12 protein-coding genes and 1 pseudogene are annotated in these 13,893 nt (G+C 54.7%); 8 read left to right on the top strand and 5 right to left on the bottom strand.

Going from position 1 to position 13,893, the window contains the following annotated elements; genetic code table 11:
* Both KGZ93_02365 and KGZ93_02360 read left to right on the top strand, forming a co-directional pair.
* A pseudogene (locus tag KGZ93_02365) lies at window positions 1-566 on the top strand (HNH endonuclease).
* A gap of 116 nt (window positions 567-682) precedes the next feature.
* Window positions 683-1,450, top strand: coding sequence for a zf-HC2 domain-containing protein (locus tag KGZ93_02360; GenBank protein MBS3908471.1), 768 nt, complete (start codon window positions 683-685; stop codon window positions 1,448-1,450).
* A gap of 107 nt (window positions 1,451-1,557) precedes the next feature.
* Here KGZ93_02360 and dinB read toward each other — a convergent pair whose 3' ends face one another.
* From dinB to KGZ93_02345, 3 genes are all read right to left on the bottom strand, one after another.
* The gene (gene dinB / locus KGZ93_02355) at window positions 1,558-2,847 is read right to left on the bottom strand and encodes a DNA polymerase IV (protein MBS3908470.1); all 1,290 of its coding nucleotides are present in this window, start codon (window positions 2,845-2,847) and stop codon (window positions 1,558-1,560) included.
* Window positions 2,831-3,088, bottom strand: coding sequence for a hypothetical protein (locus tag KGZ93_02350; GenBank protein ID MBS3908469.1), 258 nt, complete (start codon window positions 3,086-3,088; stop codon window positions 2,831-2,833). Before KGZ93_02350 ends, dinB begins: the two co-directional genes overlap by 17 nt.
* Window positions 3,089-3,259: 171 nt before the next feature.
* The gene (locus KGZ93_02345) at window positions 3,260-3,571 is read right to left on the bottom strand and encodes an S-layer homology domain-containing protein (GenBank protein ID MBS3908468.1); all 312 of its coding nucleotides are present in this window, start codon (window positions 3,569-3,571) and stop codon (window positions 3,260-3,262) included.
* A gap of 236 nt (window positions 3,572-3,807) precedes the next feature.
* On the opposite strand from KGZ93_02345, the gene KGZ93_02340 reads away from it, so the two are divergent.
* Window positions 3,808-4,614: a hypothetical protein gene (locus KGZ93_02340; GenBank protein ID MBS3908467.1), complete on the top strand. Its 807-nt coding sequence runs from the start codon at window positions 3,808-3,810 to the stop codon at window positions 4,612-4,614.
* A gap of 207 nt (window positions 4,615-4,821) precedes the next feature.
* Here the strand turns inward: KGZ93_02340 and KGZ93_02335 are convergent, their stop codons facing one another.
* Window positions 4,822-5,475 carry a hypothetical protein gene (locus KGZ93_02335; protein MBS3908466.1) on the bottom strand — a complete coding sequence of 218 codons (654 nt, stop codon included), beginning with the start codon at window positions 5,473-5,475 and terminating at the stop codon, window positions 4,822-4,824.
* Between the two features lie 587 nt (window positions 5,476-6,062).
* Between KGZ93_02335 and KGZ93_02330 the strand changes: the two genes are divergently transcribed.
* The 3 genes from KGZ93_02330 to KGZ93_02320 are packed head-to-tail and all read left to right on the top strand — an operon-like array spanning window position 6,063 to window position 10,348.
* On the top strand, window positions 6,063-8,090 hold the full coding sequence (locus KGZ93_02330; protein ID MBS3908465.1) for an O-antigen ligase family protein: 2,028 nt from the start codon (window positions 6,063-6,065) through the stop codon (window positions 8,088-8,090).
* Between the two features lie 21 nt (window positions 8,091-8,111).
* On the top strand, window positions 8,112-9,074 hold the full coding sequence (locus KGZ93_02325) for a hypothetical protein (protein ID MBS3908464.1): 963 nt from the start codon (window positions 8,112-8,114) through the stop codon (window positions 9,072-9,074).
* A gap of 5 nt (window positions 9,075-9,079) precedes the next feature.
* The gene (locus KGZ93_02320; protein ID MBS3908463.1) at window positions 9,080-10,348 is read left to right on the top strand and encodes a NapC/NirT family cytochrome c; all 1,269 of its coding nucleotides are present in this window, start codon (window positions 9,080-9,082) and stop codon (window positions 10,346-10,348) included.
* A gap of 5 nt (window positions 10,349-10,353) precedes the next feature.
* Here KGZ93_02320 and KGZ93_02315 read toward each other — a convergent pair whose 3' ends face one another.
* Complete coding sequence (locus KGZ93_02315; protein MBS3908462.1) at window positions 10,354-11,010, bottom strand: peptidylprolyl isomerase; 657 nt, start codon at window positions 11,008-11,010, stop codon at window positions 10,354-10,356.
* A gap of 305 nt (window positions 11,011-11,315) precedes the next feature.
* Here KGZ93_02315 and KGZ93_02310 point away from each other — a divergent pair, with 305 nt between their 5' ends.
* Both KGZ93_02310 and KGZ93_02305 read left to right on the top strand, forming a co-directional pair.
* On the top strand, window positions 11,316-11,981 hold the full coding sequence (locus tag KGZ93_02310; protein ID MBS3908461.1) for a tetratricopeptide repeat protein: 666 nt from the start codon (window positions 11,316-11,318) through the stop codon (window positions 11,979-11,981).
* 32 nt (window positions 11,982-12,013) lie between these two features.
* Window positions 12,014-13,483, top strand: coding sequence for a hypothetical protein (locus KGZ93_02305; protein MBS3908460.1), 1,470 nt, complete (start codon window positions 12,014-12,016; stop codon window positions 13,481-13,483).
* Window positions 13,484-13,893 lie beyond the last annotated feature (410 nt).

Here is a 13,893-nt window from a genome sequence, read left to right as displayed (position 1 = left end):
AAAAGAAGGGCAGCCGCGACGTGCGCGAGTTTTTAGGCGCGCAACCCGAGCGAGTCAAGCGCATTCTGGTGTGGGCCAAGGCTCCGTTGCGCGATGCGGCCGCAGTCAACAGCACGCGCTGGGCGCTGCTCAACGCGCTCAAGGCTACCGGCCTTCCGGTCGAGATCGCAAGCGGCGGCCGCACGAAGTGGAATCGTTCGCGCCTGGGCGTGCCTAAGACCCATGCCCTCGATGCGCTGTGCGTGGGCAAAGTGGGCGCCGTCGAGGACTGGCTGGCACCTGCGTTGGCGATCAAGGCGACCGGGCGCGGCGCCTACCAGCGCACGCGCCTGACGGCGCGGGGATTCCCACGTGGGTGTCTCATGCGCCGGAAACAAGTGCATGGCTTCCAGACTGGCGACATGGTGAAAGCCGTGGTGCCCAGTGGAAAGAAAGCGGGAGTTCACCGTGGTCGCGCAGGAGTACGTGCCTCGGGAAGTTTTAATATCCAGACGCCGCAAGGTGTCGTACAAGGCGTATCGCACAAGCACTGCCGGTTGATCCAGCGTGCGGATGGGTACGGCTATTCGTTCACCCAAATAGCAAACCAGAAAGGAGAGCGGGTACAGGGCCACGCTTCGCGTGACGCGCTATCCCTCCTCGGCATGAATGCCGGGGTTTCCCGCGCAAACCGATGAACGGGATGTCAAAGTGTGACGACGTACAAGAACTGTTGAGCGCGTATATCGATAGAGCGCTCGCCGACGACGAGCGCCGCCGGGTCGGCGCGCACCTCGACGAGTGCGCCCAGTGCCGCGCTGCCGTAACGGCGCTTGCCGGCAGCCTGCGCCGCATCGAGCCGGGGAAACGCGGTCGCGCAATCGCGCCCGCCAAGCGCTGGTGGGCATCGCCGCGCGTGGCGGTCTTCGTCGCGACCGGCGCCGTAGCCGCAATCGCACTGGTCTCACTGCTGGCGCTAGGAGACATAAATATCACCGGCGACCAGGGCGCTACCCAGAAAACAACAAGCCCTGCAGAAAATAAAGCGATGCCGCAACAATCAGTGCCGGAAAGCGCCGATACCTGGCCTAAGATACTCGCGTCGGACAAAAATTATACGGCCGCTTCCATCGAAACGCTGGCCGGCGAGATACATGACTCATCGAACGGGCTCTATACCGTCGAGGACGCCAAGGAAAAGCGCGGCGCATTCGTCAATGCGATAGTAAAGGAAGTCTCCGCTCAGGGCGGCGAGGGTGAAAAAACTCGAAGCCCGCTCAACGCCATTCTCGACCGCACCAAGCGCGCCGCGCTCCCCATCTACGTCGAAAAAGCGAAGTATGAGAATAAAGCGTGCCTGGTGATCGCGATAAAATGGGGCTTCGGCGGCGGCGGCAACCGGCTCTATAAAACAAGCCTTTATGTGACCAACCTCTCCGGCTGGACCATCTTCCACTACACATCGAAATAGAAATCAGCGTAATTATTGCTCTCGTAGCTCAGGGCTTTAGCCCTGACAAAGAAAACTCGACTGTTCTAATATTCCGCTCTTCCGCGAAAGCGGCGAAGATGTTCGCGCTAGAATATCCCTATCTCCGCTCGCGGTGCGCCCTTGTGCCTGTTGCTAATGCCCATAAGCGAACATCTGGTCACGGCCTTCTCGCCGTACCTATTCTTAAGCCGGTCGACGACGGCCGCAACCGCCGCCTCCTTCTCATCCAGGACATCGAAGACGGTCGTCTGCCGCCCATCCCCTCTCTTGACAAGGTTGGTCACGCTCACCCCGACCTTGGTCGCCGGATAGACATCGAGCGAGGCGCGCTCCCTTAGCAGGAGTTCTTTGGCGACATCATGGACGCGCCCGGGCAGGTCGGTATGGCAGCCCAGGCCGGTGCGCCGGCTCAGGTCGAAAAGCCGTCCCAAACAGATATAGACGGCGACCGTCCTCCCCAGATAGCCGGCCTTTCTCATCCTTCTGGTGGCCCCGTCGCACAGCCCCAGAAGCACGTCGCACAGGTACTCGACATCCGCGCTCCCCTTGCCCAGGGAGAGGCTCTGCCCGAACGACTTTACCTCCATCCCCTTGCAACTCGGAACCACCGGGCTGTCGTCGATGCCGAAGGCCGCCTTGTGGAGTATCTCCCCGATGGCCCCGAACTTCTCCCGCATCAGCCCGGGCGGCGCCTCCGCCAGCCGGCCGATGGTCCGTATCCCTATCGCGTCGAGGTGTCTGCGCATACGCCGCCCCACCCCCGGGATGCTCTCTACCGGCAACGACGCGAATACCTCGGGAAGGTCTTCGGCCTCTACCACCGTAAGGCCGAACGGCTTTTTGAACTCCGAAGCCATCTTGGCTACCAACTTGTTCGGGCCGACACCGACCGAGCAGGTCAACCGGAGTTCCTTCGCCACCTCCGCCTGGAGCCGCGCGGCCGTATCTCTGGGTGAGCCGAAAAAACGGGCGGTGGCGGTGATATCTAAAAAGGCCTCGTCGATGGAGTAGACCTCCAGACAATCGGTATATTTTTCGCATATTTGCATGAGGAGGCGGGTGTTGTGGAGATATTTCTCGTAGTTTCCGGCTATATAGGCGGCGTGCGGCAGCCTCAGCTTGGCCTCGAGCACCGACGTCCCCGACTTGACCCCGAACTCGCGCGCCTCGTAGGAGGCCGCCGCGACTATCCCCCGGTAAGAGGAGAGGTCGTCGGTGTGGCACACGAGCAACGGCTTTTTGCGGTAAATAGGCAGGTCGCGCTGTTCGACCGAGGCGAAATAGGCATCCATGTCGACGTGGATCACCGTCCTCGCCGCAGTGCGCGAGACGGGGCGACGAGGCGCGCGCAAGTGCCCCCTAAACGCCGGACTCACAACCGTGCATCCTCTCCAGGCGCCACGCCATCTCGCCGGTGTTGAGCGATATCTCATAGAGGTCGTCGCCCACGCGCACCGTGTAGCCATAACACGCGGAGGCGCCGGCCGAATACTTATACACACCGGTTATCTCGGATATCTTGTGGTGCCGGCGGCTCCACATAAACGACACCGGCTTCAAACGGCCGCGGACGAAGACCGCCGATACTTCGATTGGTTCATGGACATCAACCGCCACAGTCCCTCCTTTAATCGAACACGTGTTCGATTAAAGAGTAACCCCTGTTCTCTCCGGTGTCAAGGAGGAAGTTGGTGTTGGCGCGAGACGATGGGATGGAACTGCGAATGGCAATATCTGAAGGGAGACTTGATAAGAGCGAAAGGCTCTCTGTGCTAAAGTGTTCTTTTGCTATTCTTTTACTATCCCCACTGCCGTCTTGGAGGCCTCTGCTCGTGTAGCGGTGTTCATGGGCCTAAAGGTACCATCAGGGTAGGCGATTATAATATCCTGATCTTCTGCCTCTAAAATGTACGGCCGGCTCCATAAGTTCTCTGTTACATCGGAAAAATCAGCTCTAAAGTCGGTTTCAGGCGTAAAGCCTCCTGCTAGAACCACAATCTTTGCGATCTCTTGCCGGGATATATTGTTGTTTGGCCTAAATGTGCCGTCGGGATACCCCGTGACGATTCCGTCGCGAGATGGAATCCGAAGGAAGCTCAAGGCAAACTTCCGACCTGAGAACCACGAACAATATATGAGGCCCGCTTGGAGCGGATGAGTTTGCCGGACAATATTGCTGGAAAATATTGCTATTATTTATCGTTTAGCCGTAACCTTGCAGTCCGTTTTGCGTTAAAAGAAGCGAAAGCTGTTTTACAGAGCGATCTAAATAATAGCGCTCGGGGATCCGATAAGTGTAAGTGAGTTTATCGGGTTCGGATAGTAGAGGAGGAACAATGTTACACAAATTGTTAGCCCTGTTCATAGTGGCAATGCTTATGCTGCCGGCCAGCGCACTTGCGGCTGGCAAACCGGATGTAGCCGGGGAGAAATCTCAAAGTAAGGTTGTCGACGGCAATGACTCCGAGACAAAGGTGAAAGCTGAGAGCGATGCCGAAGAGACCGAGAAAGAGGACGCGCGTCCGACACAGACAGACAAAAGAAACAGTAACACGCCTACTGCCGGCAAGCCCTCAAGTACTTCCGCACCAAACGAAGGAAGTAGCGATCGGGCCGGTAGTGCGGCGGACGCAGGCCGTGCAAAAGGCGAAGAAATGAAAGCTAAAGCTGAGGCTATTAGAGCGGAGAAGCAGGTCGAAGCTGAAGCCATAAGGCAAACCAAGAAAGCGGAGGCTGAGGCTATTAGAGCGGAGAAGGAAGCATTGAAGGACAAGAAGGTGGCTGAGGCTGAGGCTATAAGCACCGAGAGACAGGAAGAAGCTAAAGATGGCAAGATCGGTCTGACAAGAGCGATGGCGGCAATCAGTACGAACATTACAAATGTAGGTGGAAGCGCTGTTAAGACCTTAAAGATGGTGTACAACAAGTTCGCTTCGTGGCTTGGCCTCTCGTTACTCGATGATTCAGAAGAGCCGGCGGATAGCGAAGAAGGCGCTGAGCTTGGTGGCGGCGAAGACACCACCTCCGTAGAGCCGGACCATGGACTTGATGGGGCCGCCGATACCGACACGCCCGAGTTAGACAGCCCTGATGCCGACAAGGATACCGAGGCTGTTGAGCCAAATATAGAGACGTCAAACTAGCCAAGATCATGTAGAGCCGGACATAAAGCCCGCTTTTAGCGGCTGAGGCTGTTGACAAACCCTACAGTTAAATCGACTGTAGGGTTTGTTGTTTGCTTGAAAAAGCAAGGGAGTGATTTCTAATCCAATATAGCAAAGCCTTCCCCTGAGAGAATGGTGAAGAGGCCGGTTCTATGCGGCCACGTATGGTAGTCGCGCCTCGCGCCCTTAAACCTCCTGCCCTACCGCGCTTACCCGGTGGAAGAGCGCTTTGAGGTCGCACGGTATCCTTATCTGCGTGACATAGACGCCTTCCGGCGCATCGATGACTACCGCCGGCGTCAGAAGCAAGATTCCCTTGACTCCCGCAGCCACAAGCAAATTGATGCTATGTTGAACCCAACTCGGGTGAGTAGCGACAACCGCCACTTCGATACCCATGGCTCCCAGCTCGTGCGAGATCCCTTCGATTGGCTGAACCTCCCTGCCGTTGATGACCGCCCCGCGGTCGTTCGGGTCTTCCGAGAAGAATGCGGCGGATATAAACCCGTACTTCTCGACCAAGAAGAAACTGAAGAGCGAACTTATCACCTTGGCCGAGCCGACAAAAGCGACAGGCGCAAACGGCGGCAGCCCGAGAAACTCACCGAGCATATGGCGCAAACCGTCTATGCTGTAGCCCACGCCTCGCTTGCCCGGGGTCTCCCCCAGGAACGAAAGATCGTTTCTGACGGTGACTTCGTTTAAGCCGAGGGTGCCGGCTAATTCCTTCGACGTTATGGCGCCTTTCTTGCCCGCCAATAACCAATCCGTCAACAAGCAGTGGTAGAGCGACAGGCGATGCAGCACCGCTGCGGGTGTGGGCTTCGACAACTTTTGCACCGATAACCACCATCCTTCGTAGTCGTATTTACAATTATAAATAAATTATAATCTAGCTATTGATAATTATCAAACATTCTTTTAAGCAAACGCGATTATTTTCCATGCCGATTCGCGCAGATTTAGCATAATATATTATAATATAATAAAATCATCTCGGTGTTTTGTTGACAATAAGACTCGTGTCGATTAAGATATTGCTAATTAAATAACGAATAGACCGCTTGCAGCGGTTTATCTAGGGGGCACACCAGCCACAAGCTCTTAAATCGAAACTTCCCAAGTTTCGGCTGTCAGGAATAGCTTGTGGCTGGTTTTTTCATGCGCGCGCCCATCGCGGCCCATCGCGGACGCAAACAAGCACACCCTCCCAGGGCAGCCATGCCCGGACCGAAAACCGTCCCCCTAAAAGCCGGCGTCATAGCAGTTAAACAGCTTCTTTCAACTAAGCGCCCGTCAACTTTTTTCACTTTGACACGGTGTTCACAATCTGTTAATAATAGAAGAGCAATAAATAGTTTAACCTGCAGCTTAGCCGCTTGCTCTTGACGCGGGTAAGCGCACTGAGGCTGGTTAGGTGTGATTTAGTGGAAGAAAAAACAACCCGCATAACAGACGTCTTTGACGATGTCATTCGCTGGTCGATAGTGGGCGCGGCGGCGTTCCTGCCGCTCATGATGTCACCGGTAAACTTCGATGCGTTCGACCTGCCCAAAGCAGTCTTTCTGTACTGGCTCGTTCTAACCATGGTAACCAGCTATATAGGGAGAACCCTTTTTGCCGGCGAAATCGCGATTAAAAAGACGGCTCTAAACAAACCGCTTATTGCATTCGCCATAATGACAACGATAGCCGTAATCGTATCGCCGGTGCCTCTCGCAAGCATCGTCGGCGAGTACGCGCGCTACGAGAACCTGCCGACTCTATTGAGCTATACGATCATCGCCTTCATGGCATCGCAGTTTTTAGATACAAAAGCCTGGATCAATAAGTTAATCTCGGCGTCTTTCATAGCTTTCGGACTAATAACCCTGTACGGCATCGCGCAGAACCTGGGGCTCGATATTCTCCCGGAATCCATGCGCCTCTTTGAAGGAAGAAGCCGGTCGACGCTGGGCAACCCGGTATTCTTCGGCGGCTACGTAGCGATGATGACCCCGCTCCTCCTCCATTACCTGTTCAGCGATGAGCGCCTGCCGTTCATCTCAAAACCCCTAATAACATTACTGCTAATGATGGGCTTTGCCGGCGCCGTCTTCTCGCAAACGAGGGGCGCGTGGCTGGCGATAGCCGTCGGAGCCGTCGTAGTAGTCCTCTTGAACCGGGATAAACTGCTCAAAGCAGCCGGCAATGTCGCCGCCGTCTTAATCGTCGGATTCGCACTGACACTCATATTGATCTCAATCGGCGGGCAACAGCAGGCGGCTAAGCAGTTCAGTGAAATCACGGAGCGAATCGTCTCTGTCTCTGATCTTTCACAGAGCACGGCTGCGAGCCGCGTCGAGATATGGAAAAGTTCGGTCGAGATGCTAGCGGTGCGTCCGCTGGCAGGCTACGGGCCGGACCAGATGTACCTCTGGTCACCCGCGTTTAAGACCTTGAAAAAGGCTCAAATCGAAAAGAATACCATTCCGGACCGAACACACAACGAGTTCCTGCAAGTAGCTGTAAACTCGGGCTTCCTGGGATTGCTGGTATTTTTGTGGATCGTCGGCGCTATCGTGCTGATGAGCGCACGTTCCCTTAAGGGGGATAGCGATCTAAAGCGCCCCGCCATAGGTATAACGGCCGCGCTCGTCGGCTATATCGCACAAGGCTTGTTCGGAGTGGCGATTATAGGATTGACCGCACCGGCATTCGTTATGGGAGGAATAATCGCCGCCATAGCCGCGGGAAAAGACCCCCAGCGCCATATTATACCAATCAACATAAAGCGAAATGTCGAGATATTCACGCTCGTGGCTGTGTCGGCATCGGTCGTCGCTATCTTGGCGCTTAGGCCGCTAGTCGCCGACGCGGAATATCTTAATGCCGTTACCAGTGCTAACGCCGGCTTAAGAGACCGGTCGATAGCGGCTCTTGGCAGGGCTGTCGAACTCAATCCATACGCGGCGCTATACCGGCGCGACTTGGCGATAGGATTGGTCGAGAAAGGCAAGGCGAACAAAGACGCCGGCCTCGTGGTCAGCGGAATATCGGTCCTCGAAGAGGGCTTGCGAAGCAACCCGCATGATATCGACTTGATTTTGGCGACGGCAACCTCATACAGGGTCTACGCGACGATCACAAGTGACATGGCTATAGTCTCCCAGGCGGAGGACTATTACTCGCGGGCAATCAGAAAGAACCCGCTATCGACCAACCCGAGAAGGGGAATGCTCGGCCTGCTTATGCCGCTGGAAAAATACGATGAGGCCATCGAGCAGGCCACAACGATACTCCAAATAGACCCCGAGGACGCTGAGGTCAAATATCGGTTGGCTCAAGCTTATGAAAAAACCGGACGGGCCGGCAGAGCCAGACAGCTCTACAAAGAACTCCTGGCAAAATACCCTAATCGGCCCGATCTAATAGAATCTCTCGCTAAATACGAGAGGGCCAAAGCCGCTGAATAGATTTAAAGGATTTACATCTACATGGGGACCAAGGGAAGATTTCTTGGAGACACCGGGAGTCAAGTCAAAGCATTTTTGATTCTGGCTATTTCGCTTTTTTTGTTTTGGGGCGTCTCGATTCAGTTCTTCGCGGAACGCGGGATTCCATGCGCGGCGTGCCACGCGACAAAAGAGCAATATGCCTCTTGGAAAACATCTCCGCATAAAAATATATCCTGCCTTGCCTGCCATAAGGAACCCGGTTACTTTTCGTTTGCAAAACTAGAGTTGACGTCGGGAAAGAACTTTGCGGCCTGGCTCTTTCGCACCTACCAAGACCCGCTCGCGAGCCAAATCCACAACGAACGTTGCCTCGTGTGCCATGACCGGGAAGTCAAACATACGATAGTCAGCAAAGGCATCCGCATCAGTCACAAGGAATTTGCCGATTATCACTGCACCGATTGCCACGCGAATGTGGCCCATGAAATCGAAGGCCGGACTCGCAACCAGCCCGACATGGATAGCTGCGCCGATTGCCACAACTACTACGAAGGCGATGTCGAATGCGAGAAGTGTCACCCCGGCAGTGCTGAGACCGAAAAGCTCTCGACAAAAGGGCCGTGGAAAATAACGCACGGCCCGAGCTGGAAATCGACACACGGCATGGGCGACCCAAAGACGTGCGCCACCTGCCACGACGCATTATTCTGTATGAGCTGCCACAACAGCGAGGTGCCCCATCCGGAACCGTGGGCAGAGCTTCACTCACGGTCGGCCAAGCAAAACGTTCAGGGATGTTACCAGTGCCACCGAAAAGAACTTTGCACGGATTGCCACCGCATCGACATGCCTCACCCAAACGATTTCCTCAAGAATCACCAGTTTGAGGTCGAGGAACGCGGCTACGACCTGTGCTGGCGCTGCCATAACGGAAACAACTGCATACCATGTCACTTACACGCGGCGCATACTAATACGCCGAAGACGAAATTTAGGTTTTGATGATTATGGAGCTTTTAAGAACTTTAGCCGTCCACATATATTTGTCAGTACCGATGCGCGCGGAATCTCTTTTCGAGAGACTCCTCCACGACGCCTTGCGCTGGCGCGACTACATTCCGATCATCATAAAATTCGCCGAGCAACTACAGGTGATCTTCCAGAACCCTCGTAGATATCCGCGAGAAGCGGTTGTCATCATAGCCGCGATTCTGCTCACACTCATCGTTGTGATGCTGTTGGTCCTGCTCTTCTTCGCTGCCAGAAATCAAATTCGTATCCGCAGAGCATACAGGAGCATTCGAAAAAAAGTGCCGCGGGAGGTGCTCGTAAAACGATATATCATCGGGGGCGCCGCCGTTATCATACTTTTGCTCGCAATGACAGTCGGCACCGCCCAACCGAAGTCCTGCATAAGGTGCCATACCCTCGAAAAGAGCTATAGTTCCTGGACAAAATCGGTCCACAAGGATACGGGCTGCCTTAAGTGCCATTACAAACCGGGAATATTCGGCTATGTCGAGGGGAATATCAACGGTGCGGAGAACGTTTTGGCCCACTTTTTCAAGGGCGTCGAAACGCCTAGGGCACGCGTCTCGAACAACGCCTGCCTGCGCTGCCACAACGATATCCTCAGCCGCATGGTAATCGGCGACCGCGAAATCAAAATGCAACATAAAGACCTTATCGGTGGCGGTATAAACTGCACCAACTGTCATCCGGACATCGCGCACAAACCAAAGGGCAAGAAGATTTTCGCCATGAATAGTTGCCTCGGATGCCACGACAATAAAGTGGCGAGCGCGGACTGCCGGACCTGCCATACCCAGGACATCGGCTATAAAGCGGTCCGCGCGGTCGACGACTTGCCGAAAGTAAAGACTATCCGAATTACCTGCACCGGCTGTCATAAAGTTTCGACGACGGAAGGGTGTATTAAGTGCCACGGCGTGGAACTGCCGCACTCTGCGATCTTCCAGCAAAAACATGCGATGCAAGCCGAGACGACGCAAGGCATACTCTGCTATAAATGCCACTGGGAGCGCATGGATGGAAAACGCATGTGCGGCTGTCACAACGCGACCGGCGAAATACACGGAGAAACCGAGGCCTGGTACTACGCCCACCGGGCTCTGGCCAAAAATAACGGAGCCGGCTGTAATTGCCACGGCTTGACGTTCTGCGCGCGCTGCCATGACGACCCGAAAAGCGTCTACCCGAATTACGCCGGCGGCAGCGGCGAGATGATGCACGGCGGCTGGCATATCGGGATGTAGCGGGATTACCGCTCCTCGATGTAGACCCGGCTCATGAGGTCGCCGACTTGTATCCGCTCGACGACGTCCATGCCTTCCACGACTTGCCCGAAGACGGTGTAGTTCCCGTCGAGCGACGGCTGCGCGTCGAGGCATATATAAAACTGGCTTCCCGCGCTATTGGGGTCTTGTGCCCGCGCCATCGCAACCGTACCCGTAATATGCGGTACATCGTTGAACTCGGCGTCGATTTTATAGCCGGGACCCCCCAGGCCGTCGTTCGCGGGGTCGTCGTCTTTACTCAACGGGTCGCCGCCCTGAATCACGAACCCCGGTTCGACACGGTGCCACTTAATACCGTTGTAGAAGCTTTGGCCTGCGAGACTGACGAAATTCGCGACGGTCTTAGGCGCCTTGTGCGGATAGAGTTCGAAGACGATTTTTCCTTTGTTCGTCTCGACGACCGCATGGGGCCGCTTTCCGGCGGCGGGCTGAGCCGCCGGCGGCGCCTGCGCGACGGTCGTCTCGGTCGTTATCGGCGCTTCGGACGCTTCCGCCTCAATCACCTCGTCCGCGTCGGAAGCGGCCTTCTTGTCGGCGCCGGATGAACACCCCGCAATCCCCGCGACTAGCGCTAACAACACCAGTGCTCCTAGAAGCCATTTGAAAATTCCCGCTTTCATTAAACCCTCCCGTGGTTCCGCTCTGTCGTTCACAGGAAAAGAATACCACGAACCCGCCCGCCAAAAAAAGAAGTCTAGGGCAAGCCGTGGACCGAAGATCCGAATCGAAGCGCACGCTCTTGCTTGCCCGGATAAGGATTTATCACTCACCGCATGCTTAGCAAATTATGTAAATATTTAGCCCCGGCCGTCTTTGCGGCCTTGCCTCAACATGCTCCGTATGCTATCATTTATATCGGTAATTTTTTTTATTTGCGCATGTGAAAACGGTCACGCATATTTTGCAATATTTGAAAGGAATGAGCATGGAACAACGGATCAAAAAGGTTTTGGTGGCCTTGACTATCCTTTTGGCGCTATCGATCGTAGCGGTTCTAGGGTTCCTGTTGAAAGATGTCTTTTTTAACAAAGAAGTTCCGCAAAATCCGGCCGAGCAAGCGTATTCTCTGGCCAAAGCAATGGCCGACAAAGACCCCAAAAACCCCGGCTACCTTTTCGAACTCGCGAAAGCCGAAGCGGACCTCGGAAAAACCGGAGATGCGATAGACAACCTGCGAAAAGCCATCAAGATGCAGCCCGCCGCCCCGATGCTCCATTATACCCTCGCCCGCATATACCTCGACTCGGGGCAGGAAAAAGAAGCGGTCAAGGAACTCGAGCAGGAATTGCGAGTTACTGAGAACAAGAACGAACTCGCGTGGTTCGACCTCGGCACGATATTCCTGAAGCGGAAGGACTACAACCAGGCCATCAATTGCTTCAAAATGGCGCTTGTGAGAATGCCCTCCGGCGCGGACGTCCACTATAATCTCGGCAAAGCGTACGAAGGCATCGGAAGATTCGACCTTGCGATGAATTCCTACGGCGAAGCTTTGAAATATATTCCCGATCACACAGACGCCCAGATTGCTATCCAGCAGTTGCAGCTGAAACAACTCGAGCAAAAAACAACCGGGGCGACCAAGAAGTAAATGTAAGGGATGAAAGGCTAGGAGGCATTACGTTGGTTAGAACACGGACATTGATGGTGCTGGTCGCGATTCTTTTACTTACGCTGGCGGCCCTCGTATATTTCTATATGTTCATCCTCAACGACCCCAACACGAAAGTCAAAAACGAGGGAATGACCCATCTATATAGCATATACGGCTGGGGCCAACGACCCGATCAGTTGCTACGCAGGCCGCACGGCGTCGCGACGGACGGCAAGGGCAATATCTTCGTTACCATGCCCTCGAGGGGCAAGGTCGTCGTATTCGACGGCGACGGCAATTATCAGTACTCATTCGGCAGCAAGGGCATGGAGGAAGGCTCCTTGCGCGGGCCGCTCGGCATCGCTATCGATCCAAAGCGAAACAGGGTCTACGTCGCCGACCGGGCTCGGTTCAAGTTGGTAGTCTTCAATACGCGGGGCAAGTTTATAAGCGAAACGTCGCTCCTCTCCCCCGTCCAGCCGACAGTCGCAAAAGACCGTGTCTATCTTACGACCTTCGGCCCGATTGCGATTTACAGCCTGGACGGAAGATTGTTGGATACCTGGGGCGGCAGAAGTCGCCAGCTAGGCGGTTTCGATTACGCGCACGGCATCTGCGTCGATAGCCGCGGCAACGTTTATGTCTCCGACACCAATAACACCAGGCTCGTCGCGCTAAACAAGAAGGGCGATGTCCTGTGGGTCCAAGGCAGGCCGCCCAAGGGAGTGCTCGACCCCAAGAAAGGCTTGAACTTGCCGGCCGGCATGACGATGGATGATAAAGAGCGCCTCTATATAGTCGACGCCTTCGATTTCGCCGTCAAAGTATACAACACCAAAGGCAGAGAACTCTTTAAGTTCGGCGGCCAGTCGGGCAACCTCGAAGGCCAATTCAATATGCCGGACGGAATCACCTACCTCGGCGACCGGAAATTCGCGATAGCCGATAAATTCAACGACCGGGTGCAAGTAGTCAGGCTGACGCTGCCCGGCGAGGGCGGCCCGTTTGAGCAATTCCCATGGTGGATGCTCCTTCTCATCCCGCTTCTAATGATGTTGCTCGGGCGCAAGAAATTTATCGCCAATGAGGACTTCATGGAGCTGGTCGTAAGCGACCGGAAACTCAGGCTCCTTACACAGGTCGCCAAGCGCGTTCAGGTGAGCCAGGAGGTCTTCGACCGCTTCGCGGAGCACGTTGAAGAGGACCTCAAATTCGCGGATGTCGTGGCGGTGCGCAAGTTCAAGCCGGAAGAAATGCAAAAACTAATGGAAGAGCACAGCATAGATGAGAAGACCGCTTCTTTCTTGGCCATGGCTAAGAAGCGCTTCCCGGAAAAACTCGTCCTTAACAGATTGACGCTCGCCTTTGAGGATGCCAAAGTTCGCGAAGTCCTTACCGGCAACGGCAAGAAACCGCCGAAGATGCTGACCTTCGAGGAGTTTGTCGAGAAGTACAGCGTACCCGAAGAGGAAGAAGAGGCAGCCGCTCAACCCGGCTAGAGCCCTATAACAAGAGTTTTTAGAAAAGGCAGGCCTTGGGCTTGCCTTTTCTATTTCCACTCGTGTTTTAGACGACTAACCCGCATCAACGTATTTACGTGAAACGCTTGACAGCTTACTTATTATTCGCTATTCTAAGCTTGTGAACGCCTGGACAATCTCACACCGTTCCTTCGTGTGCGGGACGAGGACAAGAAAGACCGTGGGGCAAGTACCGCTGTTTGACAGCAAAAAATCGCAAGGGGCCACCGGGCGGGAGCCGACTAAGCAGCACTCATCGAAGACTACATCGAATCAGACTATATTTTTTTTCGAGTGATTTATACCCCTACCCGTAGCAGTACCTTTAAAAACAAGTTTGTTGACGAACGCAAGCACTTTGCGATTGTTGGGCGATCTTTTAGATTAAA

Source organism: Actinomycetota bacterium, assembly GCA_018333515.1.
In the GTDB taxonomy this organism is placed as follows: domain Bacteria; phylum Actinomycetota; class Aquicultoria; order Aquicultorales; family Aquicultoraceae; genus Aquicultor.
Note: the sequence above shows the minus strand (reverse complement) of the source record. Positions and strands in the feature narration are given on the sequence as shown.

What these genes read in the sequence shown, in the direction of transcription:
- KGZ93_02360 (MBS3908471.1), top strand. Translation starts at nt 683, where the DNA reads ATGTCAAAGTGTGACGACGTACAAGAACTGTTGAGCGCGTATATCGAT.
- KGZ93_02340 (MBS3908467.1), top strand. Translation starts at nt 3,808, where the DNA reads ATGTTACACAAATTGTTAGCCCTGTTCATAGTGGCAATGCTTATGCTG.
- KGZ93_02325 (MBS3908464.1), top strand. Translation starts at nt 8,112, where the DNA reads ATGGGGACCAAGGGAAGATTTCTTGGAGACACCGGGAGTCAAGTCAAA.
- KGZ93_02320 (MBS3908463.1), top strand. Translation starts at nt 9,080, where the DNA reads ATGGAGCTTTTAAGAACTTTAGCCGTCCACATATATTTGTCAGTACCG.
- KGZ93_02315 (MBS3908462.1), bottom strand. Translation starts at nt 11,010, where the DNA reads ATGAAAGCGGGAATTTTCAAATGGCTTCTAGGAGCACTGGTGTTGTTA.
- KGZ93_02310 (MBS3908461.1), top strand. Translation starts at nt 11,316, where the DNA reads ATGGAACAACGGATCAAAAAGGTTTTGGTGGCCTTGACTATCCTTTTG.